Consider the following 22,579-nt stretch of genomic DNA (forward strand, 5'->3'; position numbering starts at 1 on the left):
ACCCATGAGCGTGCGCTGCACCGAGGATTCGATGAACAGTCTTAGTGAGCTGGACGAGTATCAGATGACCGTGCGGGGGCTGTCCGACCGCATCGTCGAGGCGCAGACGCCGATTCGCGTGCTGGATGCGGTGAAGTGGGATGAGAACGTCCGCGCTGACTTTCTCAAGCACAAGGGCAAGAAGCTGCCGGTGGTCGATCGCGACTACTACGCCGGGCGCCCGCTGGCCTTCGACACCGCGGCGAAGAAGCTGGAGTTCCAGAACATCGAGCGCGACATCACCCGCCAGCTCGGCCAGTTCAATCCGGTCGGGCAGATCATGCGGCGCATGTGCCGCGAATACCGCATGGTCATCCGCATGCTCGAGGCGCGTGGCACCGAGGACTTCGGCCTGATCTCCCAGGACCTCTATGGCGCGGCGTCCGATGCCTTCCATGCCGGCGACCCGACCCTGTCCGACCTGGGGCTGATGTTCTCCGAGTTCCTGAACAACATCGACGACCGCGGCGACCTCAAGGACGAACCGAAGGACCTCACGGCCAAGCAGGCGGTCGATATGCTGCAGCATCGCCTGAACAAGGTGTTCGGCGAGGCGGAGGAGACCATTCGGGTGTTCGAGTCCGACGGCATCCTCGCCGATGCGGCGGCCGGCGCCGACTACATCAAGATCCGCACCGACGCCATGTTCAACGAGCGCGACGTCAGGGCCCTGGAGGTGCACGAGGGCCTGGTGCACGTGGCCACCACGCTGAACGGACAGAACCAGCCGATCTGCACCTTCCTGGCCAAGGGGCCGCCGTCGTCCACCGTGACCCAGGAAGGCCTGGCGATTCTCATGGAGGTGATCGCCTTCGCCTCCTACCCGACCCGGCTGCGCAAGCTGACCAATCGCACCCGTGCCATTCACATGGCCGAGGAGGGCGCCGACTTCCTCCAGGTCTGCGGTTTCTACCGCGAGCAGGGTTTTAGCCTGGAAGACAGCTACAGCAATGCCAGCCGCGCCTTTCGCGGATCGTCGCCGACCGGGCTACCCTTCACCAAGGACCTGTCCTATCTGAAGGGCTTCATCATGGTCTACAACTACATTCAACTGGCCGTGCGCAAGGGCAAGCTGGAGCAGATCCCGCTGCTGTTCTGTGGCAAGACCACCCTGGAGGACATGCGCACCCTGCGCCAGCTGGTCGACGAGGGCCTGGTGGTGGCGCCGAAATACCTGCCGCCGCAGTTCAGCGACCTCAACTCGCTGTCGGCCTGGATGTGCTTCTCCAACTTCCTCAACCACCTGAGCCTGGATCGGATCGAGGCCGATTACGCCAATATCCTCTGAAAGCTGCCGCATGCGGCGCTGAGGGGGAGGCCGAAAACGCTTACTTACTCCGGTAAACGGCGCTTTTCGGCCCCACCTTCGCCCAGCCTGAACTGCGTTCATGATGCCTTCAGACGCAGTGCCTGGTCCTCCAGCGGGGGCCTGTTCCGGATGAAATCCGGGAGGCACTCAACCCTATAGCCGGAGCCTTGTGCAGTGCCCAGCCACCAGCTCGAATACGAAATCCTCGGAACCTCGGCGCAGAGCGTGGAGATCATCCTCGACCCGGGTGAGACGGTGATCGCCGAAGCCGGGGTGATGAACTACATGACCGAGGGCGTGCGTTTCGAGACGCGCATGGGCGACGGCTCGACCAGCGGGGTGTTGGGCAAGCTGTGGGGCGTCGGCAAGCGCCTGCTCACCGGCGAGTCGCTGTTCATGACCCACTTCAGCAATGCCGGCAAGCGCCCGGCGCGGGTGGCCTTCGCCGCGCCCTATCCGGGCACCGTGGTGCCGATCCAGCTGGCCGAGGTGGGCGGCCGGCTGATTTGCCAGAAGGACGCCTTTCTCTGCGCCGCCCACGGCACGGCGCTGGGCATCAGCTTCAACAAGCGCCTGGGCGCCGGTTTCTTCGGCGGCGAGGGCTTCATCCTGCAGAAGCTCGAAGGCGACGGCCTGGCCTTCGTGCATGCCGGCGGCACGGTGATTCGCAAGGAACTGAACAACGAGACCCTGCGCCTGGACACCGGTTGCCTGGTGGCGTTCAGCTCGGGTATCGACTACGACATCGCCCTGGCCGGCGGGCTCAAGAGCATGCTGTTCGGCGGCGAGGGCATCCTCCTGGCGACGCTCAAGGGCAGCGGCACGGTGTGGATCCAGAGCCTGCCGTTCTCGCGCCTGGCCGAGCGGGTCTACGAGGCCACCTTCAAGGCGCGTGAGGAAACTCGCGCCGGCGGCAAGTGAACCGCCGCGCCTGGCTCCTGGCCGCGCTGCTGTCGCTGCATGGCTGCAGCGAACTGCTGTTCTACCCCGAGCGGGGGCTGCCTTTCACCCCGGCCAATGCCCGCCTGGACTACCGCGACCAATACCTGCGGGCGGCAGACGGCACGCGCCTGCATGCCTGGTGGCTGCCGGCCAAGGCCGGCGTCGAGGTGCGCGGTACGGTGCTGCACCTGCACGGCAATGGCGGCAACCTGTCCAGCCACCTGGGCGGCACCTGGTGGCTGCCGGAGCAGGGCTACCAGGTGCTGATGCTGGATTACCGCGGCTATGGCCTGTCCCAGGGCGAGCCGAGTCTGCCGGCGGTGTATCAGGATATCGAGGCCGCCTTCGCCTGGCTGGAGCAGGCGCCGCAGGTGCAGGGCGCACCCCTGTTCGTTCTCGGCCAGAGCCTGGGGGGCGCCTTGGCCATTCGTTTTCTGGTCGAGCTGCCGCACCGACGAGGGCGCCTGAGCGCGCTGATCCTCGACGGCGTACCGGCCAGCTATCGCGAGGTCGCCCGCCATGCCCTGGACGCCAACTGGCTGACCTGGCCGCTGCAGGTGCCGCTGAGCTGGCTGGTGCCCGACGACGACAGCGCCATCCACGCCATGGAGCGACTGGAAGACCTGCCGCTGCTGATCTATCACAGCGTCGACGATGCGCTGGTGCCCCTTTCCAACGGCGAGCGCTTGTATCAAGCTGCGCCGCCGCCACGGGTGTTCCAGCCGACCCGCGGCGGCCATGTGCAAACCTTTGAGGACCCGGACTGGCGTCAGGTCATGCTGCAGTTCATGCGCGACCCGCGTGGCTTCGCCGGCCTGCGCCATCTGGCGGAACTCCCCGATTCTGAGAAACGACCATGAGTGAACGCGACCCCATTCCCCTGATTCTCACCGCCATCGGCAGCGTCTGCGCGACGGTCGCGGTGCTCTGGTACTACGGCTACCTGCATATCGCCAAGCCCGAGGACGCCCTGCTGCTGTCCGACTTCACCATGCTCAAGACCATCCCGGGCGAAGACTACAAGGTCTCGCTCAAACCGGCCGAACAGGTGGCGCAGTGCATCGATGGCGTGCTGGTGATGTTCGACTTGCAGCAGAAGGGGCTGACTGGCGTGCTGGTGGACAATCGCAAGCGCGCCGTGCGCTGCCTGGGCGAGCAAGTCCCGGCGGCAGCGCAATAAAGCGGTGCGGCGTCAGTGCTCGGCGCTGTTCTGTTGCTGCATCAGCTCGCGCAGGTACTTGCGTGACAGGGCGAGGAAGCGCGGGGTCGGGCCGATGTCCTCGTACAGCGGGTCGCCCTGTTCGTCGGTCGCCACGACCTGACTGCCCTTGACATAGGGCAGGCTGGCCTCCAATTCCTCCAGCGCCGCGCCGATCAGCTCGCCGAGCAGTTCTTCGGTGTGGTGCTTGGGGTACATCTCGGTCAGCGCCGCCAGGCGCGCGGCCGCTTCCAGATCGAGGTGGATCTGGTAGGTGTTGCGGGTCAGGCGGCCCTTGGAGTTCTGTTCCCAGTGATGGACAAGCTCGCGAATCTTCATAACTACCTCGTCCTGTGCCTGCTGCGGGTAAGCGGTTGGTAAGCCGCTGCTGAGGCAAGTCGTTGCGGGCTCGCCCTCTTCTTTAGACTAGACCGCTCCTGGCGTTCGCAGGTTCGACGTCGCACGCTTGTAAGAAGTCGCCGCGCTGGGCACTCTTGAGCCACGCACTGACGGAGGACTGACCGTGACGGAAATTGACGCGCGTTTGCGCGAGGACGTGCACCAGCTCGGCGAACTGCTGGGCAACACCATCAGTGCCCAGCTGGGCGAGGCCTTCCTGGGCAAGATCGAGCGCATCCGCAAGGGTGCCAAGGCGGCTCGCCGTGGCTCGGCCGCCGGCGCCGAGCAGCTCAGCGAATCCCTCGATGGCCTCGACGACGATGAGCTGCTGCCGGTGGCGCGGGCGTTCAACCAGTTCCTCAACCTGGCCAATATCGCCGAGCAGTACCACCGCGTCCGCCGCCGTGGCAGCGACGAGCCGGAGCCCTTCGAGTCGCGGGTGCTGCCGGAACTGCTGCAGCGCCTGCGTGCCAGCGGTCACGCCCCCGAAGAGCTGGCGCGCCAGCTCGGCAACCTGGATATCGAGCTGGTGCTGACCGCCCACCCGACCGAGGTGGCGCGGCGCACCCTGATCCAGAAGTACGACGCCATGTCCGCCCAGCTGGCCGCCCAGGACCACAGCGACCTGTCCGCCGCCGAGCGTGAGCTGGCCGCCCAGCGCCTGCAACGCTTGATCGCCGAGGCCTGGCACACCGAGGAGATCCGCCGCAGCCGGCCCAGCCCGGTGGACGAGGCCAAGTGGGGCTTCGCGGTGATCGAGCATTCGCTGTGGCAGGCGGTACCCAATTTCCTGCGCCAGGCCGACCGCGCGCTGCACGCCGCGACCGGCCAGCGCCTGGCACTGGAGGCCGCGCCGGTACGCTTCGCCTCCTGGATGGGCGGCGACCGCGACGGCAACCCCAATGTCACCGCCACGGTGACCCGCGAGGTGCTGTTACTGGCGCGCTGGATGGCCGCCGACCTGTACCTGCGCGATATCGACCAGCTGGCGGCCGAGCTGTCCATGCAGCAGGCCAGCCCCGAGCTGCGCGCCCGGGTCGGCGACAGCGCCGAACCCTACCGCAGCCTGCTCAAGCAGCTGCGCGAGCGCCTGCGGGCGACCCGCGCCTGGGCCCACGACGCCCTGCAGGGCGCCGTGACGCCGCCTGCGGCCGTGCTGCAGGACAACGACGAGCTGCTCGAGCCGCTGAACCTCTGCTACCAGTCCCTGCATGCCTGTGGCATGGCCGTGATCGCCGACGGTCCGCTGCTCGACTGCCTGCGCCGGGCGCGCACCTTCGGCCTGTTCCTGGTGCGCCTGGACGTGCGCCAGGATGCCAGCCGCCATGCCGCGGCGCTCGACGAGATCACCGACTACCTGGGCCTGGGCCGCTACGCCGAGTGGGACGAAGAGGCTCGCCAGCAGTTTCTCCTGACCGAGCTGGACAACCGTCGGCCGCTGCTGCCGGCACACTTCCAGCCGAGCGAGGAGACCGCCGAGGTGCTGGCCACCTGTCGCGAGGTGGCGGTCGCGCCGGCCGCTTCGCTGGGCTCGTATGTGATCTCCATGGCCGGCGCGCCCTCCGATGTGCTGGCCGTGCAGTTGCTGTTGAAGGAGGCTGGCCTGCAGCGCTCCATTCGCGTGGTGCCGCTGTTCGAGACCCTGGCCGACCTGGACAACGCCGGTCCGGCCATCGACCGCCTGCTGAGCCTGCCCGGCTACCGCTCGCGCCTGCAGGGGCCGCAGGAGGTGATGATCGGCTACTCCGACTCGGCCAAGGACGCCGGCACCACGGCGGCGGCCTGGGCCCAGTACCGTGCCCAGGAGCGCCTGGTGCAGGTCTGCGCCCACCATCGGGTCGAGCTGCTGCTGTTCCACGGTCGCGGTGGCACCGTGGGCCGCGGCGGCGGCCCGGCCCACGCGGCGATCCTGTCGCAGCCGCCGGGCTCGGTGGTGGGGCGTTTCCGCACCACCGAGCAGGGCGAGATGATCCGCTTCAAGTTCGGTTTGCCGGACGTTGCCGAGCAGAACCTCAACCTCTACCTGGCCGCCGTGCTGGAGGCCACCCTGCAGCCGCCGCCAACCCCCGAGCCGGCCTGGCGCGAGCTGATGGACCGGCTGGCCGCCGATGGTGTCAGCGCTTACCGCGGCGTGGTGCGCGAGCATCCGCAGTTCGTCGACTACTTCCGCCAGGCCACGCCGGAGCAGGAGCTCGGTCGCCTGCCACTCGGCAGCCGCCCGGCCAAGCGCCGCGAGGGCGGGGTGGAGAGCCTGCGGGCGATCCCCTGGATCTTCGCCTGGACCCAGACCCGCCTGATGCTGCCGGCCTGGCTCGGCTGGGAGTACGCCCTGGGCAACGCCCTGAAGCGCGGCGAGGGTGAGCTGCTCGGGCAGATGCGCGAGCACTGGCCGTTCTTCCGCACCCGCATCGACATGCTAGAGATGGTCCTGGCCAAGGCCGACGCGGCCATCGCCCGACTCTACGACGAACGCCTCGTGCAATCGGATTTGCGACCATTGGGCGAGCATCTGCGCGACCTATTGTCGCAGGCGGTGGCGACGGTGCTGGGACTGACCGGGCAGTCGCAACTGCTGGCGCACAGTCCCGAGACGCTCGAGTACATCACCGTGCGCAACACCTATCTGGACCCCTTGCACCTGCTGCAGGCCGAGCTGCTGGCCCGCTCCAGACAGCGCCAGAATGAGGCCGACAGCCCTTTGGAACAGGCCTTGCTGGTCAGCGTCGCGGGTATCGCCGCGGGGCTGCGCAACACCGGCTGAAGGGGCCGTGCCTGCGTCCCTCAGGGGCGCGGGGCGGTGGCTGCAAGTGGCTTGGCGGGCGTCTTTCAGGCGCCCGGGCTGCGACCCGGTGTGCGACTTTTGGCGGCTTGTGCGCCAGAGGTGCGCTGTGTATCTTGATCGGCCTTCTGGCAGTCAGGCACCCGTGCGCAGTGCTGCCGAAACTATTCTGAGATTGGCCCCATGAGGCGAGTCCGACGATTTCTACTTAAATCTTGAGGAGCACATCGATGCGCGTGATTCTGCTGGGGGCGCCCGGTGCCGGTAAAGGTACCCAGGCTGGCTTCATCACCAAGAAGTTCGGCATTCCGCAAATCTCCACCGGCGACATGCTGCGCGCGGCGGTCAAGGCTGGCACCGAGCTGGGCCTGAAGGCCAAGAGCGTCATGGACGCCGGTGGCCTGGTCTCCGACGACCTGATCATCAACCTGGTCAAGGAACGCATCGCCCAGGCGGATTGCGCCAATGGCTTCCTCTTCGATGGCTTCCCGCGCACCATTCCCCAGGCCGAAGCCCTGAAGGAAGCCGGCGTGACCATCGACTACGTGGTCGAGATCGCCGTCGACGACGAGGAAATCGTCAGCCGCATCGCCGGCCGTCGCGTGCACCCGGCCTCGGGCCGCGTCTACCACACCGAGCACAACCCGCCCAAGGTCGCCGGTATCGACGACGAGAGTGGCGAGGAGCTGATCCAGCGCGACGACGACAAGGAAGAGACCGTGCGTCACCGCCTGTCGGTCTACCACTCGCAGACCAAGCCGCTGGTGGACTTCTACCAGCAACTGGCCGCCCGTGAAGGCACGCCGAAGTACAGCGCCATCGCCGGTGTCGGTTCGGTGGACGAGATCACCGCCAAGGTACTGGCCGCGCTCAGCTGAGCCTGCGCCCTCCTTGAAACAACGGCCCGCTTGCGGGCCGTTGTCGTTTCTGGCGCTGGGTCGGCCAATTTGCTGTCGTTCTCAGAACAGTAACCTTGTTCGCCTAAGCTAGCATCGATATCTGGTCTAGACCATCGCGAGATGCTCCTAGACCTTAGGTCTTAACCCATACTTAGGAAGAGGGCGCGTTCAATGACTGAAAAAGCAGCAAAGAGAGCTATCTGGCTGGGCCTTGCAGTGTCGCTGTTGGCTATTCCCGTGGCCTTTGCCGATACATCTGCGAAGCCCAAGACGGAGTGCGCTGTCGCCGAGTTCGCCATGGGCCTGCGTTTCCAGCAGCAATCGGCGGAAGTTCAGGCGCTGCAGCTGCAGGCCTACAACATCGCGACGCTGAAGCTGGATGCGGCCGTGGCCGCCGCGAAAGATCCGTCGAAGTTGGCCATCGTGACTGACCTGGATGAAACCGTTATCGATAACAGCGCCCTGTTGGCGAGGGACCTGGCCAACTGTCACACCTATGACGCCTGGGACACCTGGTTGCCCTGGGAGCGTGATGGCACCCCGCAGCTGATCCCCGGTGCCAAGCAGTTCCTGCAGCACGCCGACAGCCTGGGCGTGACCATTCGCTATATCTCGGACCGTTCCGACGAGCAGAAGCAGCACACCCTGGCCACCCTGAGCAAGCTCGGCCTGCCGCAGATTTCGGCGCAGAGCGTGCTGCTGCTGGGGCCGCCCAAGGTCGAGCGACGCGCCATAGTCAGCGCCGATCATCAGATCGTATTGCTGCTGGGCGATACGCTGCACGACTTTGATGCGCGTTTCCGCAAGACGCCGCTGGCCGATCAGCGCGCCACCGTGGCCGCCGAAGGCGGCAAATGGGGCACCGAGTGGATCGTCTTCCCCAATGCGACCTACGGCACCTGGTCCAAGGCGCCCCTGCAAGCCTGGGAAGCGGAGACCGTTATCGAGGCCTGGTAAGCCGCTGTTGGCTGAGGCTGCGTCGGGTCGTACTGGCCCGGCGCGTGCTTGCTGTCCGGCAGGCCAGGGTGATTGCGCTGGAAAAAAAAGCCTCAAGCCGTTCTAATGCCGATCCATTTCGTCACCTTTCCGAATGCAATGACCACTCTGCTGGCCCTTGATACCGCCACCGAAGCCTGTTCCGTCGCCCTGCTGCATGACGACCGGGTGTACAGCCATTACGAAGTGATTCCGCGCCTGCATGCCCAGCGGCTGTTGCCGATGATCAAGGCCTTGCTGGAAGAGGCGGGCGTCGCCCTGTCGGCGCTGGATGCGATCGCCTTCGGTCGTGGCCCCGGCGCCTTCACCGGGGTGCGTATCGCTATCGGCGTGGTCCAGGGCCTGGCCTTCGGCCTGGACCGGCCGGTGCTGCCGGTCTCGGACCTGGCCGTACTGGCCCAGCGGGCCCTGCGTGAGCATGGTGTACAGCAGGTGGCCGCGGCCATCGACGCGCGCATGGACGAGGTCTACTGGGGCTGCTACCGGGCCGAGAAGGGTGAGATGCGCCTGCTCGGCGCCGAGGCGGTGCTGCCGCCGGAACTGGCGGGCCTGCCCCGCGATGCGGCCGGCGACTGGTTCGGTGCCGGTACCGGCTGGGGTACCCACGCCATTCGGCTGCCGGCGATGCTGGCGGGCCAGGATGGCGCCATGCTGCCCCATGCCGAAGACCTGCTCAGCCTGGCGCGCTTCGCCTGGGCCCGTGGCGAGGCGCTGCCGGCCGATGAGGCGCAGCCGGTGTACCTGCGCGACCAGGTCGCCACGCCCAAGGCGCCGCAGTAGCCCGCGCCGGCCATCCAGCCCTTACGCCTGCCCGGATGCTCGATTGCCAAGCCGGGTCGACGGCGGTAGATTGGTCGAATCCCACACAGTTGGCCAATCGGCCGAGCAGTAACTGATGCGTATCGACGGCTCAATCGCTCCCTTCTCGCCAGATCGCGGCCCCCGCTCGGGGACCGCGGTCACGCCCTATCGCGAGGCCCAGCGGGAAGTCGAGGCGCGTCGCGAGCAGCCGGCCGCGCCGGCCAGCAGCCAGGGTTTCGAGCAGCTGCCTCAGTTGCGCCGCGTGCAGGCCAGCAACGGCGGCAGCGACAACCTGGCGGCGCGTAGCCAGGAGCCCGACTACCGGCCGGCGCTGAGCAACCGCGCCGCCCAGGCCCTTGCCAGCTACAGCAGCACCGCCTCCTTCGCCGGCGAGTCCGACGCGCAGCAGGTGCTGGGTCTCGACCTCTACGCCTAGTGCTGCCTTATTTCCTCGGTTGCCCGTCCTGGAGCGAGCCGGCCTGGCGCGGCGCGCTGTACCCGGAAACCGCCCGGACCAGCGACTTCCTGCCGCTCTACACCCAGCTGTTCAATGCCGTGGAGGGCAACACCACCTTCTATGCCAGCCCCACGGCCGACACGGTGGCGCGCTGGGCCCAGGCGATGCCGGCGCAGTTCCGCTTCTGCGCCAAGCTGCCCCGGGACATCAGCCACGGCGGCGACCTGCGCGAGCAGCTGGCCGCCGCCGATAGCTTCCGCCGCCTGCTGGCGCCCCTGGGTGGTCGCGTGGCGCCGTTCTGGCTGCAGCTGCCGGCCAGCTTCGGCCCCTCGCGCCTGGTCGAGCTGGCCGCCTTTATCGAGCACTGGGCGGGGGACGAGCTGGCGGTGGAGCTGCGTCACCCGGCGTTCTTCGCCAAAGGCGAGGAGGAGCGCGCGCTCAACCGTCTGCTGCTGGGGCGCGGCATCGAGCGCATCTGCCTGGACTCGCGGGCGCTGTTCAGTTGCAGTTCCGACGATCCGGCCGTGCTGCATGCCCAGGCGAAGAAGCCGCGCCTGCCGGTGCGCCCGACCGCCTTCAGCCAGACGCCGCAGCTGCGCTTCATCGGCCACCCGGAGCTGGCGGCCAACGATGCATTCATGGCCCCCTGGCTGGACAAGCTCGCCGCCTGGATCGAGGCGGGGCGCACGCCCTACGCCTTCCTGCACACCCCGGACAACCGCCTGGCGGCGCAGCTGGCGCGGCGCTTCCATGCCCAGCTGATGCTGCGCCTGCCCGGTCTTCCCGACCTGCCCGAGCCTGCCGTTGCGACGCCCAGCCCGCAGCTGGGCCTGCTGTGACCGGCGCGGCGCCTAGTACTCGACCTCGACGGCGCCGCTGACCCGGGTGCAGCAGCTCAGCACATAGCCCTCGGCGATCTCCTCTTCGCTGATGCCGCCGTTGTGCTCCATGGCCGCCTCGCCGCTGACCACGCGCACCTTGCAGGTGCCGCAGATACCCATGCCGCAGGCCTTGGGGATGGTCAGGCCGGCGCTGGCGGCGGCCTCGTACAGGGTGCTGCCCAGGGCGGCCTGCACCGACTTGCCGGACTCGCTGAAGGTTACCCAGTGGCTGGCCTGGGGTTCCTCGGCCTGGGCTATCGCTGCCTGTTCCTCGGCCGTGGCGATATCCTCGCCCGGCGTCGCGCCGAAGGACTCCTCGTGGTAGCGCGCCATGTCGTAGCCGGCTTCGCCGAGCAGGCGTCGTACCGCGCGCATGTAGGGCGCCGGACCGCAGCAGAACACCTCGCGCTCGAGGAAGTCCGGGGCGATCAGCTGCAGCATCTCGCGGCTGAGAAAGCCGCGGTAGCCGCCCCAGATCTGCCCGGTCTCGTTGCGTTCGCAGATCAGGTGCAGCTTGAAGTTGTCGATGCGCGTGGACATGTAGTCCAGCTCGGCGCGGTAGATGATGTCGGCCGGGGTGCGCGCGCTGTGGGCGAACACCATGTCGACTTCGCTGTTGGTGTTGAAGAACCAGCGGGCCATGGACATCACCGGGGTGATGCCGACGCCGCCGGACAGCAGCAGTACCTTGTCGGCGGGAAAGTCGATGCAGTTGAACTGGCCGACCGGGCCGTGCACGGCGATCACCTCGCCTTCGCTGAGGTAATCGTGCAGCCAGTTCGACACCCGCCCGCCGGGCACGCGCTTGACCGTGATGGAGAAGCTGTAGGGGATCGAAGGGGCGCTGGAGAGGGTGTAGGAGCGCATCACCTGCTCGCCGTCGATCTCCAGCTCCAGGGTGACGAACTGCCCGGGTTTGAAGAAGAACAGCACCGGCTCCTGCATGCTGAAGCAGTAGGTGATGACGTCCGCGGTCTCGCGGATGACCTTGAGGCAGCGCACCAGATGGCGGCCGTTGGCCCAGGTCTGGGTGCTGACCGGATTGAGGTACTCACTGCTGGTGAGATGGTTCATGGGTGACTCTCGGCAATAGGCAACGCCCCCTCACCGTCGGTTGCCGGGAGGGGACTGTCGATTTTTTGGGGGGGGCGGCCGCGCGCGCGGCCGGGTGCGCCTGGCGCTAGGACAGCTGGATCCAGGTGGTCTTCAGTTCGCAGTACTGGTCGTGGGCGTAGATCGACTTGTCGCGACCGCCGAAGCCGGACTGCTTGTAGCCGCCGAACGGCGTGCAGATGTCGCCCTCGGAGAAACAGTTGACCGACACGGTGCCGGCGCGGATCGCCGCCGACATGCGGTGCGCGGTGTTGATGTTGGCGGTCCACAGCGAGGCGGCCAGGCCGTAGCAGGTGTCGTTGGCGATGGCGATGGCCTCTTCCTCGGTGTCGAAGGCGATCACCGCCAGCACCGGGCCGAAGATCTCCTCCTGGGCCACCGAAGCGGCGTTGGAGGGAGCTTCGAAGATGGTCGGGGCGACGAAATAGCCGCCGCTCTCGGCATGCAGGCGCACGCCGCCGGTGACCAGCTTGCAGCCCTCGGCCTTGGCCTGCTCGATATGCCCCAGGACTTTTTCCATGTGCGCCTCTTCGATCAGCGCACCGAGGCGCACGGCCGGGTCCAGCGGGTCGCCGGTGACCCAGTCCTGCAACTGGCCGAGCATCTCCTCGAGCAGGGCGTCCTTGAGCGAGCGGTGGACGATCAGCCGCGAGCCGGCCGAGCAGTTCTCGCCCATGTTCCAGAAGGCCGCGGCGAGCACGTTGCTGGCCACCGCCGCGAGGTCGCCGGCGTCGCCCATCACCACCTGGGGGTTCTTGCCGCCGCACTCGAGCACCACACGCTTGAGGTTGCTCTTGGCCGAGTACTCGAGAAACAGCCGGCCGACCTCGGTGGAGCCGGTGAAGGCCGCCAGGTCGATGTCCGGGTGCAGGCCGATGGCCTTGCCGGCGCTGTGGCCGAGGCCCGGCACCACGTTGAGCACGCCGGCCGGGATGCCGGCCTGATGGGCCAGCTCGGCCAGGCGCAGGGTGGCCAGGGAGGTCAGCTCGGCGGGCTTGAGGACCACGCTGTTGCCGGTGATCAGCGCCGGGCCGAGCTTCCAGCCGGCCATCATGCAGGGGAAGTTCCACGGCAGTACGGCGCCGACCACGCCGATCGGCTCGCGGCGGATCATGCCGACGTTGCCCGGGCTGGACGGCGAGATGGCGTCGTACAGCTTGTCGCCGGCCTCGGCGTGCCAGCGGATGGTGTTGGCGGTGTCGGGGATGTCGATGCCGTAGCACTCGCCCACCGGCTTGCCGGCCTCCAGGGATTCCAGCACTGCCAGCTCCAGGCGGTGGGCGTCGATCAGGTTGGCGAACTCCAGCATGATCGCCTTGCGCTCGGCCGGCGCCAGTTTCGACCAGACCCCGGCGTCGAACGCGGCGCGGGCGGCCTGTACGGCGGCGTCGACGTCTTCGGCGTCGCAGGCGGCCACCTCGGTGATGACCTGGCCGGTGGCCGGGTTCAGGGTGGCGAAGGTGGCGCCAGAGCGGGCGGCGACGAAGCGGCCGTCGATAAAGGCCTGGTTGCGGTATTCCAGGCGCTCGAGCTGTTGGTCGATGGCGCTGCGGGTGAGGGCGTCGGTCATTGTTTTTCTCCTGAAGGTTGGGGCAGTTTCAGAGCTCCACGCCGGCGGTCCACTCTTTCCAGGCGATGGAGGAGCGCACGCCGATCCCGAGCAGGGGTTCGGGTGGATTGCGGCTGGGTTTCGGTTGTTCGAGCATGATGCGCAGCAGGTCGCTGTCCATTCCCAGGGCGTACTCGGCGATCAACTTGCCGGAGATGGTCCCGCGGGTCAGGCCCAGGCCGTTGCAGCACACCGCGCTGAACACCCCGGGGGCGATTTCGCCGAACACCGAGCCGGCGTTGCGCGCCAGGCACAGGGCGCCGCCCCAGGTGTATTCGAAATCGACCTCCGGCAGCATCGGGAAGCGCCGCTCGAAGGACTTGCGATGGGCCTTGAGCACCCGCTGCAGGGTGCCGGCCGAGGCATGCACGTCCGGGTTGTAGGTGAAGGAGTTGCGCACGCAGATGCGCCCGTTGGCCAGGCGGCGCACCGTGGAGCCCAGCGGGTCGGCCGGGATCAGCCCCCAGCTGTCCTCGCCGCCGAGGCGTGCCAGTTCCTCCTGGGTCAGCTGGCGGGTCATGCTGCCGTAGGTGTAGACCGGCAGCAGCCGGCCCTTGAGCCCGAGTTCGCCGAAGTTCGAGGCGTAGGCGTTGTTCGCCAGCACCATGCGCGGCGCCTTGATGCAGCCCTGGGCGGTGGTCAGGGTGTGAGGCGTGCCCACCTGGATGTCCAGCACCGGGCTTTCCTCAAACAGCCGCACGTTGGCCGGCAGGCTCTGGCCCAGGCCACGCGACAGCGCCGCCGGCTGCACCAGCACCGCGCCCGGCGCATGCAGGCCGGCCTGGTAGAAGTCGCTGCCGGTGACGGCCTTCATCTGCTTGGCATCGAGCAGGCGATAGGGCTCGCCGAGCACCGACAGGCCCTTGGCGAATGCCTCCAGGGCCTGGCCGCCACGCTCGTTGGCGGCGCCATGCAGCTTGCCCTGTTCGCGCCAGTCGCAATCGATGCCGTGGCGCTGGACGATCTCGCGGGTGTAGTCGATGGCGCCGCGGCTCAGGCGGATGATCTTGTGGTCGGCCTCGTGACTGCTGGTGTAGCTGTGCGAGGTCAGGTCGTGGGGCAGGTCGACCATGAAGCCGGAGTTGCGTCCGGCCGCGCCGAAGCCGACGCGCTTGGCGTCGATCAGCACCACCGAGGCCTCGGGCTGCAACTCGGCCAGGCGGCGGGCGGCGGCCAGGCCGGCATAGCCGGCGCCGAGCACCACCCAGTCGGCCTGCACGGTGCCACGCAGCGGGGTGCATGGCGGCGGTGGCGGCAGGGTTTCGTACCATCCGCAGCGCCCGTCGGCCTGGGGCAGGAAGTTGCAGTGCAGTTGCATGGGGAGTGCCTCCAGGCCGAGGGGGTTAGCCGCGATGGGCGATCAGCTGCTCGTAGGTCTGCTTGAACGCGCTCTTCTCGGCGTCGTTCAGCGGCAGCAGCGGACGACGGGTAACGCCCACCGGCAGGCCGGCCAGCTCGCAGCCGTGCTTGATGTACTGGCAGAACTTGCCGCCGCCTTCGAGCAGGTTGAGCATCGGCAGCAGGCGCTGGGCCAGCTGGCGGCCCTTGAGCATGTCCTGCTCGACCACGCAGGCCTGGTACAGCGCCACGTGCTCGCGGGCGAGGAAGTTGGAGGCGCCGCAGACCCAGCTGCGCGCGCCCCAGGTGAAGAACTCGAGGATCTGGTCGTCCATGCCGCAGCTGGTCTGCAGCTGGTCGGCGTACTCCTGGGTCAGTGTGTGCATGCGCTCGATCGAGCCGGTGCTTTCCTTGATCGCCTGGAAGTTCGGCCGGCCCTTGAGGGCGTCGATGAACTCGAAGCTCATCGGCGTGCCGGTACGGGCCGGGAAGTTGTAGAGCATGATCGGCATGTCCAGGGCATCGTCCACGCACAGGGCATGGGCCAGCAGCTCCTCCTGGGTCGGCTGGCAATAGTAGGGCGCGGCCAGGAGGATGCAGTCGAAGCCGGCGGCCTTGGCGTAGCGGCCCAGGTCGAGGCTTTCCTCGGTGCTGGTGGCGTTGATGCCGGCCATCAGGGTGATGCGGCCCTTGGCCTGCTCGGCGACCGCGTCGAACAGCTGCTTGCGCTCGGCGTTGCTCAGGGCGTAGTACTCGCCGGTGGTGCCGCCGATGATCAGGCCGTGCACGCCGTCGCCGATCAGGCTGTCGATGACCTCGCGCAGGGCGGCGAAGTTGATCGCGCCGTCCTGGTTGAAGGGCGTTACCACGGGAGTCCAAATGCCATCGAAGTTCATGCGTTCACCTGAGTGGAAGAGGTTGAATTTGTTGTCGATTTCGAGAAAAAGGTTACGGCCGTTCGGCGCCGGGCAATAAGCAACATTTAGGGCCGTTAATTAATAATCAAAGGTTATGGATGGGCCGTAAGCGCGGACTGCAGGCATAAAAAAACCTGCACTCGGCAGGTTTTCTTATAGTTCGGGCGCGGGGCCGGAAAGTTGTTCTTGCCTCTGGCGGTTTTTTGAATAACCGGAAGTGCGATCTAACAATAACGCCCGGTTATCAGAGTTGCGCCATCAGCCAGTCGCGCAGCCGGCCGCAGGCCTCGTCGTCTTCCTTGTCTTCGTTGAAGGTCAGGTAGTGCTGGCTCTCCTTGTGCACCACCTGCTCGGGCACCGGGCGCACCAGCAGGCCCTGCTCGACCAGGTGGCCGACCAGGTGGTGCCAGCCGAGCGCCACGCCCTGATGGTTGAGGACCATCTGCACCAGCATGTTGTAGTCGTTGGCGTTGAAGAAATGCGGGCTGTCGCTGCCGCGCGCCTCGATATCGACATCGTGGAAGGCCAGCCAGACGCCCCAGTCGACGTGCTCGGCCACCTGCGAGCGGCCGTAGGGACTGAGGTTGAGCAGCACGCTGTCGCGCAGCCCCTCCAGGCTGTTCAGCTCCGGGTGCTGCTCGAGGTAGCGCGGGGTGCACACCGGGTAGATGACGTCGTGGAACATCGGCAGGCTGCGGTAGCCGGCGCGGATCTTGGCCATCTTGGTGATGAAGATGTCCGGGCGCACCCCGGGCTCCATGGACAGGAAGTTCTGCGTGGTGATCAGGTTGAGGTCCACATCCGGGTTGGCGCTGAAGAAGCTCGGCAGGCGGTGCGCCAACCACATCGCCGAGAACGCCGGCGAGCAGCACAGGGTCAGCACCCGCTTGCCGACGTTGCGGCTGCGGATGCGCTCGGCCGCCTGGGCGATGTTGACGAAGGACAGCTGCGCGGCATCGAAGAAGATCGCCCCGGCGGCGGTCAGCTCCACCGCGCGGCCAGCGCGCTTGAACAGCTCGGCGCCCAGGTAGGTCTCCAGTTCGCGAATCTGCCGGCTGATGGCCGCCTGGGTCACGCACAGGGCTTCGGCGGCGCGGGTGAAGTTCTGGTACTTGGCCGCCGCCACGAAGGATTTGACCGCGCGCAGCGACGGCATCTTGATCAGCGTCTGATCGGGTTCTGTGTGTTTAACCATAACGGCAGGTATTCAATTTCCTGAATAAAAAGTCGGTTCTGCCGACTATAGCCCCGCTCTAGACTTTCGACAGTGCCAAAAGCGGCGCTGGTGGCTGCATAGGGGCGCGTAAGTTATCGGAAAGCGCCCGCTGGATCATCCGGATTAGTGTTGGAGTGCCTAGAAAGTGAATAACAAAGCGAAGGTTGCAGAACTCATTCAACAGCGTAAGCCGCGTCATGCGCTGCCGACCGCTTTGTACAGCGACCTCGAGGTATACCGCCAGGACCTCGAGCAGATCTGGCACAAGGAATGGATCTTCGCCGGGCACACCTTCGAGCTGGAAAAGCCCGGCCAGTACCTGACCCTGCAGATCGGCGACTACCCGGTGGTGGTGGTGCGCGGCGGCGACGGGCAGATCCGCGCCCTGCACAACGCCTGCCGCCATCGCGGCTCCAAGGTCTGCAGCGAGGCCAGCGGCAAGGTGGCCAAGCTGGTTTGCCCCTATCACAAGTGGACCTTCGACCTGGACGGCAAGCTGCTGTTCGCCGGCAACATGGGCGTGGACTTCAACAACGCCGAGTACGGCCTCAAAGCCGCCCACTGCGAGGTGGTCAACAGCTACATCTATGTCTGCGTCGCCGAGCAGGCGCCGGACTTTCAGAAGTTCCGCGCCGCCCTGTCGCCCTTTATCGCCCCGCACAACCTCGACGACTGCAAGGTGGCCTTCGAGTCCAACCTGGTGGAGAAGGGCAACTGGAAGCTGGTGTTCGAGAACAACCGCGAGTGCTTCCACTGCGACGGCACCCACCCCGAGCTGATGAACTCCTTCGTCGAGAACCTCTCGGTGGCCGGGGTCGGCGGCGACGACGATCCGGAGTTGGTCGAGCACTGGAACCGCTGCGAGGCCGGCGGCCTGCCCAGCCGTTTGGTGATGGACGATAACGGCCAGTTCCGCATGACCCGCATTCCGCTGTCGTCCGGCGCCGTCAGCTACACCATGAACGGCAAGCCGGCGGTGGCCCGGCGCCTGGACAGCAGCGGCGTGGAGAACATCGGCGCGCTGCTGTACTTCAACTACCCCTCGACCTGGAACCACTTCCTCGGCGACCACGCCCTGAGCTTCCGCGTGCTGCCCCAGGGGCCGAACGAGACCCTGGTGACGACCAAGTGGCTGGTGCCCAAGGATGCCCAGGAAGGCCTCGACTACGACCTGGAGACCCTGACCCGGGTATGGCTGGCCACCAACGACCAGGATCGCCGCCTGGTCGAAGGCACCCAGGCCGGGGTCAACTCGCCGGCCTACGAGCCGGGGCCTTACTCCTCAATCGCCGAGAACGGCGTGTGCCAGTTCGACGACTGGTACTGCGCCACCATGGCGCGCAAGCTGGCCGACTAGCCGCGCGGCGGTAGCTCACCACGCAAGTGCCCCGCATGGCCCTCTCGTCATGCGGGGCCTTTCTGCAGCAGCAAGGTTCTGAGAACAGGAGCATCCAGCGATGCAGCGCTCGCCATTTCCGATGCCTGGCAGTGACTACGCCAGGGGCTTCCTCCTCGTGCTGCTGGCGGCCTTCTGCTACGGCCTGCAGCCGCTGTTCGCCCAGTACGCCTATGCCGGCGGCGCGGACCCGGTGGGCGTGCTGCTGGTGCGCTTTCTGATCGCCGCCGCGGTGCTGCTGCTGTTTCTGCGCCTGCGTGGCATTCGCCTGCCGGCCGGGCGACTGGCCCGCCAGAACCTGCTGGTGGGCATCGGCTATGCCATGGCGGCGCTGGGCTATTACAGCGCCAGCCGCAGCACCTCGGTGAGCCTGGCGGTGATCCTGATGTTTTCCTTCCCGGCGTTCGTCACCGTCCTGTCGATCGCCTACCTGGGTGAGCGCACCAGTGCGCTCAAGCTGCTCAGCCTGGTGCTGGCGCTGGGCGGTGTGCTGCTGGCCGCGGGCATGAGCTTCTCCGGGGAGCTGACCGGCGTGCTCTGGGCGCTGTTTGCCGCCTGCAGCTATGGCGCCGCACTGGTCTACGGCACCCACAGCATTCGCCATGAGCAGCCGCTGGCCTCGGCGGCCATGGTGTTGCTGGGCGGCACCCTGACCTTCGCGCTGGCCGCGTTCACCTGGGGGGCGGCCACGCCGTCGGGGGCGCCGGCCTGGTGGTCGATGCTGGGGCTGGCCCTGTTCGCCACCATCCTGCCGATCGCCGCCTTTCTTGCCGGCTCACCGCATATCGGGCCGTCGTCGGCCTCCACCCTCTCGACCCTGGAGCCGGTGGTGGCGGTGACCATCGCCGTCTTGCTGATCGGTGAACATATCAGCGCCGGTATGCTCGGCGGCGGCTTGCTGGTGGTGACGGCGGCGATCATCCTGGCTCGCCAGGGCGGCGCGCTGGAGCAACTGGCCGTGCCGGAAGCGGTGGTGGCGAGGCAAGGGGTGAACGAGGGGGACTAGCACCACTCCGCCGCCGCACGAAAGGCCGGGCCCGGCAGTAGCACACCACGAGGGGCGTTCCTGTGGGCACGCCCCTTTGTCGTTGCGATGCATTGCACGTCGAATGTGCGTGCATCCTCGCCCTGTCGCCGCGCGTCAGCACCCTAGGCTCAGGCTGTCAAAGAGAGGCGGTGACGGGTATCGGACCGCGCAGGTCGCATTCGGCCAGCCCATACAGGCGCGATGGATATACAAGCCTAGGTGTTTGGCAGCGGTGCTGCGCCGCCTCAGGCTTTGCATGTTCGGGTGAGCAGTGCGAGCGCCGAGATCGGCGCGGACGCGCCGCGACCTCGAAGCCTGTGCACGCTTGTCCAGGCGCGGAGCGCAGCATGGCGATAATGCCGGCACCGATCGGGCCTGCGAGGGGAATAGCGGGTGGCCGCTACGCTGAATGATCCAGCCCATCTACTTGGACGAAATTGACCAATGGCCAGATTGCCTTCCCTGTCCGCGCTGCGAGCCTTCGAAGCGGCGGCGCGCCACTTGAGCTTCACCAAAGCCGCGCAGGAACTGCATATCACCCAGGCCGCCGTCAGCTACCAGATCCGCATGCTGGAGGACGAGCTCGGCGCCCAGCTGTTTGTGCGTGAGAAACGCAGCGTGGTGCTGACCGAGGGCGCACAGCAGCTACTGCCGGTTCTACAGCGGGCGTTCTCGGAAATTGCCGAAGGCATTGAGGCTTTTTCCGCCGTGAGCCGCGAAGAGAAACTCACCGTCGCACTCAGCACGTACTTTGCCATTCATTGGCTGTCCAGGCGCCTGGGACACTTCTCTCACCTGCACCCGGATATTCAGCTTCGCTTGCAGCACCCGGAAACCAATGCGCGTCCAGGTGTCGACGGCGTCGATATGGCGATCGTCTGGAAGGAGCGTCACTGGTCGCCGGAACCGGGTCTTAACAGCCGGCTATTGTTCACCTCGGCCGTCAGCCCCGTCTGCAGTCCGGCCCTGCTGGAAAATCCAGGTTCACCGGCGTCCTCCCAGGGACTGCGCAAGCAGGCCCTGTTGCGCGATGACGTGCACTACGAGGCCTGGTCGAAATGGTTGGAGTTGGCGGGGATAGACGATGCCGGCCCTGCGTACGACATGAAAATCAACGATCCGAATGTCTACCTGCAGGCGGCCATCGATGGGCGTGGCTGGGCACTGGCCGATGAGCTGATTGCCGACGAGATATCCCTGAAGCGTCTGGTGCGGCCTTTCGATCTTTCACTCGAGGGCTATGGGTACTTTATCGTCTACCGCGACGACGCCCTGGAGCGACCCGGGGTGCGTGCGTTCCACCAGTGGATAACCCAGGAGTCGCAGGCCTGAGCTGGCCCTGTCCTGCTACCGAGCAAGGCGGGGCCGAGCCCTGCAGTCGCTGTACGACGCGGGTAGAGCTTGAGCGCACGTTTTGTTCCCGTGCTGCTCGAACCCCACCGCGCGGATATCGGCAAGCGCTCGTCTAGGACGCGACCTGTTTTCAGCTACCGGAATGCTCCATGTACCAATCGCTTAGCTGAACACAAAACTTCTCGTCTTTCGCGAAGGGGCCCGGTCGATAGAACGCCGACTTGGCGCCTGCGGTCATCGATTGGCACAGGGCGACATCTTCCGCGTTGGTTACCTGCCAGACTTCCTTCATGTGTTCGGGGTGATAATCAACGCCTTCGACGGCATCCTCATGAACGATCCAGCTGGTATAGAGCGCACATTTGTCACTGCCAAGCGGCAACACCCAGTTGGTCGCAATGTGGTCCGAGGTGAAGTGAATCCACGCGTTGGGGTTGAACCACATCGACAGCGTGCTTTGATCGTAGTCCTTGAATGGGCCGATCAGTTTCTTGCTGGCCGGCTTGCCATCGAAGGTGATGGATTGGAAATTTTCTTGCATGGGGTAGCGCGCCACGCGGCAGCAATCATTCGGCGTGAAGGCTTGCTCTTTCCACTCCAATCCAAGCGCCTCCCAGCGTTGCACCGCCCGGGCAAACATTTGTTCATAGGCTGGCGATTGCGCGCCATTGAAGCTGGAGGGGTCGAATAGCTTGACCAGGCCCTGGTGGTTCAGGTTGCAATGGCAGCACTCGCGGTTGTTGATCATCACCAGGAACCAGTTGGCGTCGACAATTTCGCATTCGTGATAGGCCAGTTTGTAGCCGCCGTTCTGCAAGCCAAACGGCGCCGCGTAAGGTGCGATGATCTTCTCGATCTCTTCGAGATCGCTGCGATCACACTCAGGGTCCAGGCTGGCGAACAGCAGGCCGTGTACCTCGACCACCGGCAGGCTGTCGAGATGCATCGATTGTCCCAGTTCCGAGCCGGGGAAGTCGGGGGCGAATCCAGGGGCGTTGACCAGGCGGCCGCCGTTGAGCTCATAGACCCACTGATGGTTGGGGCACATGATCATCGGCGGGCATTTCCCATGGGGCTCGCGCAGCAGGCGGGCGCTCTGGTGCGAGCAGCGGTTCGCCATGCAACGGATCACGCCATCGGTACCATGGAGCAGGAAATATTCGTCGTCGAACAGGGAGAACTTGAGGAAGTCCCTTGGCTTCGGGACGTCACCGCGGGTGCCCGCGAAGAACCATTTCTTTGAATAAAGACGCTTGGCACGATCAAGGTCGAATATGGCTTCTTGGGGAAGCCCCATTCCAGAAACATAGTTGTTCAAGTGTGTTCCCCTAAGGAAGATCTGAAATTTCCGCCGCTATTCGGGCTGCAAAGAGCGCTGCCCCAACTGAAAGTCAGCGTGCTGCTTCGCTCAATTCACGTGTTTCTCGACGTGCCTACGCCTACCAAAGAAATGGCGCCTTCAGCGGTGCGCCTCTTGCGCATTCAATAAGCGTTTTTCGCATCCCCAGGTGCGACAGCGCGAAGGCCATGGCGCGGCGGCGGGCGTACTACCAAGCTGCGAACCTGATAGAACGAGCTTGCAGGACGCCTCCGGTGCGAAAAAACGAATGAATCAGCGGCTCCCCAGTGATGTGTCACGTACAGGAAAACTGTCGCGGGCAGGCGGAATGTAGGCTGGGGCGACTTTAAGGACAAACGAGTTCGCCAAATGCTATCCATAAGCGGATTTAATCCATTCGGCAATGTATTGCTTGAGCAGGACAGGGCGATGACGTGCTGCGGGCTGCGTCATGCCCGGGGCGGCGGATGCCGGCACGCTGTCCGTTTTTCCTCCCTGGCGGCGAGGGCGGGGTAATCAGGAAGGTGTGATGGCTTTCTTGTGGTTGTGGTTGTGGTTGTGGTGAGACGCG

Annotated in this window: 20 protein-coding genes; 13 read left to right on the forward strand and 7 right to left on the reverse strand. The window is 66.1% G+C overall.

Annotated elements, in window-relative coordinates; translation table 11 throughout:
- Positions 1-31 precede the first annotated feature (31 nt).
- The 4 genes from LPB260_RS25685 (at position 32) to LPB260_RS25700 (ending at position 3,470) form a co-directional block, all read left to right on the forward strand.
- Positions 32-1,327, forward strand: a complete 1,296-nt coding sequence (locus LPB260_RS25685; RefSeq protein WP_208708714.1) for a flavohemoglobin expression-modulating QEGLA motif protein — start codon at positions 32-34, stop codon at positions 1,325-1,327.
- A 195-nt stretch (positions 1,328-1,522) separates the two neighbouring features.
- On the forward strand, positions 1,523-2,269 hold the full coding sequence (locus LPB260_RS25690; RefSeq protein WP_208708715.1) for a TIGR00266 family protein: 747 nt from the start codon (positions 1,523-1,525) through the stop codon (positions 2,267-2,269).
- On the forward strand, positions 2,266-3,150 hold the full coding sequence (locus LPB260_RS25695) for an alpha/beta hydrolase (RefSeq protein ID WP_208708716.1): 885 nt from the start codon (positions 2,266-2,268) through the stop codon (positions 3,148-3,150). Before LPB260_RS25690 ends, LPB260_RS25695 begins: the two co-directional genes overlap by 4 nt.
- A complete protein-coding gene (locus tag LPB260_RS25700) occupies positions 3,147-3,470 on the forward strand; it encodes a hypothetical protein (RefSeq protein WP_208708717.1) in 324 nt (107 codons plus the stop codon). The genes LPB260_RS25695 and LPB260_RS25700 overlap by 4 nt, the downstream gene beginning before the upstream one ends.
- 12 nt (positions 3,471-3,482) lie before the next feature.
- Here the strand turns inward: LPB260_RS25700 and LPB260_RS25705 are convergent, their stop codons facing one another.
- A complete protein-coding gene (locus tag LPB260_RS25705; protein ID WP_208708718.1) occupies positions 3,483-3,827 on the reverse strand; it encodes a pilin assembly protein in 345 nt (114 codons plus the stop codon).
- A gap of 184 nt (positions 3,828-4,011) precedes the next feature.
- On the opposite strand from LPB260_RS25705, the gene ppc reads away from it, so the two are divergent.
- The 6 genes from ppc (at position 4,012) to LPB260_RS25735 (ending at position 10,658) form a co-directional block, all read left to right on the forward strand.
- Positions 4,012-6,648 carry a phosphoenolpyruvate carboxylase gene (gene ppc / locus LPB260_RS25710; RefSeq protein ID WP_208708719.1) on the forward strand — a complete coding sequence of 879 codons (2,637 nt, stop codon included), beginning with the start codon at positions 4,012-4,014 and terminating at the stop codon, positions 6,646-6,648.
- A 248-nt stretch (positions 6,649-6,896) separates the two neighbouring features.
- Positions 6,897-7,544, forward strand: a complete 648-nt coding sequence (adk, locus tag LPB260_RS25715) for an adenylate kinase (protein WP_208708720.1) — start codon at positions 6,897-6,899, stop codon at positions 7,542-7,544.
- A gap of 192 nt (positions 7,545-7,736) precedes the next feature.
- Positions 7,737-8,522, forward strand: a complete 786-nt coding sequence (locus tag LPB260_RS25720; protein ID WP_208708721.1) for a 5'-nucleotidase, lipoprotein e(P4) family — start codon at positions 7,737-7,739, stop codon at positions 8,520-8,522.
- A gap of 138 nt (positions 8,523-8,660) precedes the next feature.
- Positions 8,661-9,341: a tRNA (adenosine(37)-N6)-threonylcarbamoyltransferase complex dimerization subunit type 1 TsaB gene (tsaB, locus tag LPB260_RS25725; RefSeq protein WP_208708722.1), complete on the forward strand. Its 681-nt coding sequence runs from the start codon at positions 8,661-8,663 to the stop codon at positions 9,339-9,341.
- Positions 9,342-9,456: 115 nt separating this feature from the next.
- The gene (locus LPB260_RS25730) at positions 9,457-9,798 is read left to right on the forward strand and encodes a hypothetical protein (RefSeq protein WP_208708723.1); all 342 of its coding nucleotides are present in this window, start codon (positions 9,457-9,459) and stop codon (positions 9,796-9,798) included.
- Complete coding sequence (locus LPB260_RS25735) at positions 9,798-10,658, forward strand: DUF72 domain-containing protein (protein WP_208708724.1); 861 nt, start codon at positions 9,798-9,800, stop codon at positions 10,656-10,658. Before LPB260_RS25730 ends, LPB260_RS25735 begins: the two co-directional genes overlap by 1 nt.
- A 12-nt stretch (positions 10,659-10,670) precedes the next feature.
- Here the strand turns inward: LPB260_RS25735 and LPB260_RS25740 are convergent, their stop codons facing one another.
- The 5 genes from LPB260_RS25740 to LPB260_RS25760 all read right to left on the reverse strand — a co-directional run bounded on the left by LPB260_RS25740 (position 10,671) and on the right by LPB260_RS25760 (position 16,872).
- Complete coding sequence (locus LPB260_RS25740) at positions 10,671-11,774, reverse strand: hybrid-cluster NAD(P)-dependent oxidoreductase (RefSeq protein ID WP_208708725.1); 1,104 nt, start codon at positions 11,772-11,774, stop codon at positions 10,671-10,673.
- Between the two features lie 106 nt (positions 11,775-11,880).
- Entirely contained in the window at positions 11,881-13,383 is a 1,503-nt protein-coding gene (locus tag LPB260_RS25745; RefSeq protein WP_208708726.1) for an aldehyde dehydrogenase, read from the reverse strand.
- A gap of 28 nt (positions 13,384-13,411) precedes the next feature.
- The gene (locus tag LPB260_RS25750) at positions 13,412-14,740 is read right to left on the reverse strand and encodes an FAD-binding oxidoreductase (protein ID WP_208708727.1); all 1,329 of its coding nucleotides are present in this window, start codon (positions 14,738-14,740) and stop codon (positions 13,412-13,414) included.
- Between the two features lie 25 nt (positions 14,741-14,765).
- Entirely contained in the window at positions 14,766-15,656 is an 891-nt protein-coding gene (locus tag LPB260_RS25755; RefSeq protein WP_208708728.1) for a dihydrodipicolinate synthase family protein, read from the reverse strand.
- A gap of 265 nt (positions 15,657-15,921) precedes the next feature.
- On the reverse strand, positions 15,922-16,872 hold the full coding sequence (locus LPB260_RS25760; RefSeq protein WP_208708729.1) for a LysR substrate-binding domain-containing protein: 951 nt from the start codon (positions 16,870-16,872) through the stop codon (positions 15,922-15,924).
- Positions 16,873-17,038: 166 nt separating this feature from the next.
- Between LPB260_RS25760 and LPB260_RS25765 the strand changes: the two genes are divergently transcribed.
- From LPB260_RS25765 to LPB260_RS25775, 3 genes are all read left to right on the forward strand, one after another.
- Positions 17,039-18,250, forward strand: coding sequence for an aromatic ring-hydroxylating dioxygenase subunit alpha (locus LPB260_RS25765; protein ID WP_208708730.1), 1,212 nt, complete (start codon positions 17,039-17,041; stop codon positions 18,248-18,250).
- A 100-nt stretch (positions 18,251-18,350) separates the two neighbouring features.
- Entirely contained in the window at positions 18,351-19,295 is a 945-nt protein-coding gene (locus LPB260_RS25770; protein ID WP_208708731.1) for a DMT family transporter, read from the forward strand.
- A 465-nt stretch (positions 19,296-19,760) separates the two neighbouring features.
- Positions 19,761-20,648, forward strand: coding sequence for a LysR substrate-binding domain-containing protein (locus LPB260_RS25775; protein ID WP_208708732.1), 888 nt, complete (start codon positions 19,761-19,763; stop codon positions 20,646-20,648).
- 151 nt (positions 20,649-20,799) lie between these two features.
- Here LPB260_RS25775 and LPB260_RS25780 read toward each other — a convergent pair whose 3' ends face one another.
- Positions 20,800-21,987, reverse strand: coding sequence for an SRPBCC family protein (locus LPB260_RS25780; RefSeq protein WP_208708733.1), 1,188 nt, complete (start codon positions 21,985-21,987; stop codon positions 20,800-20,802).
- Positions 21,988-22,579 lie beyond the last annotated feature (592 nt).

The organism is Pseudomonas sp. LPB0260, from assembly GCF_013388395.1.

What these genes read in the sequence shown, in the direction of transcription:
- LPB260_RS25720 (WP_208708721.1), top strand. Translation starts at nt 7,737, where the DNA reads ATGACTGAAAAAGCAGCAAAGAGAGCTATCTGGCTGGGCCTTGCAGTG.
- LPB260_RS25755 (WP_208708728.1), bottom strand. Translation starts at nt 15,656, where the DNA reads ATGAACTTCGATGGCATTTGGACTCCCGTGGTAACGCCCTTCAACCAG.
- LPB260_RS25740 (WP_208708725.1), bottom strand. Translation starts at nt 11,774, where the DNA reads ATGAACCATCTCACCAGCAGTGAGTACCTCAATCCGGTCAGCACCCAG.
- LPB260_RS25745 (WP_208708726.1), bottom strand. Translation starts at nt 13,383, where the DNA reads ATGACCGACGCCCTCACCCGCAGCGCCATCGACCAACAGCTCGAGCGC.
- LPB260_RS25700 (WP_208708717.1), top strand. Translation starts at nt 3,147, where the DNA reads ATGAGTGAACGCGACCCCATTCCCCTGATTCTCACCGCCATCGGCAGC.
- LPB260_RS25705 (WP_208708718.1), bottom strand. Translation starts at nt 3,827, where the DNA reads ATGAAGATTCGCGAGCTTGTCCATCACTGGGAACAGAACTCCAAGGGC.
- tsaB (WP_208708722.1), top strand. Translation starts at nt 8,661, where the DNA reads ATGACCACTCTGCTGGCCCTTGATACCGCCACCGAAGCCTGTTCCGTC.
- LPB260_RS25775 (WP_208708732.1), top strand. Translation starts at nt 19,761, where the DNA reads ATGGCCAGATTGCCTTCCCTGTCCGCGCTGCGAGCCTTCGAAGCGGCG.
- LPB260_RS25750 (WP_208708727.1), bottom strand. Translation starts at nt 14,740, where the DNA reads ATGCAACTGCACTGCAACTTCCTGCCCCAGGCCGACGGGCGCTGCGGA.
- adk (WP_208708720.1), top strand. Translation starts at nt 6,897, where the DNA reads ATGCGCGTGATTCTGCTGGGGGCGCCCGGTGCCGGTAAAGGTACCCAG.
- LPB260_RS25760 (WP_208708729.1), bottom strand. Translation starts at nt 16,872, where the DNA reads ATGGTTAAACACACAGAACCCGATCAGACGCTGATCAAGATGCCGTCG.
- LPB260_RS25770 (WP_208708731.1), top strand. Translation starts at nt 18,351, where the DNA reads ATGCAGCGCTCGCCATTTCCGATGCCTGGCAGTGACTACGCCAGGGGC.
- LPB260_RS25730 (WP_208708723.1), top strand. Translation starts at nt 9,457, where the DNA reads ATGCGTATCGACGGCTCAATCGCTCCCTTCTCGCCAGATCGCGGCCCC.
- LPB260_RS25685 (WP_208708714.1), top strand. Translation starts at nt 32, where the DNA reads ATGAACAGTCTTAGTGAGCTGGACGAGTATCAGATGACCGTGCGGGGG.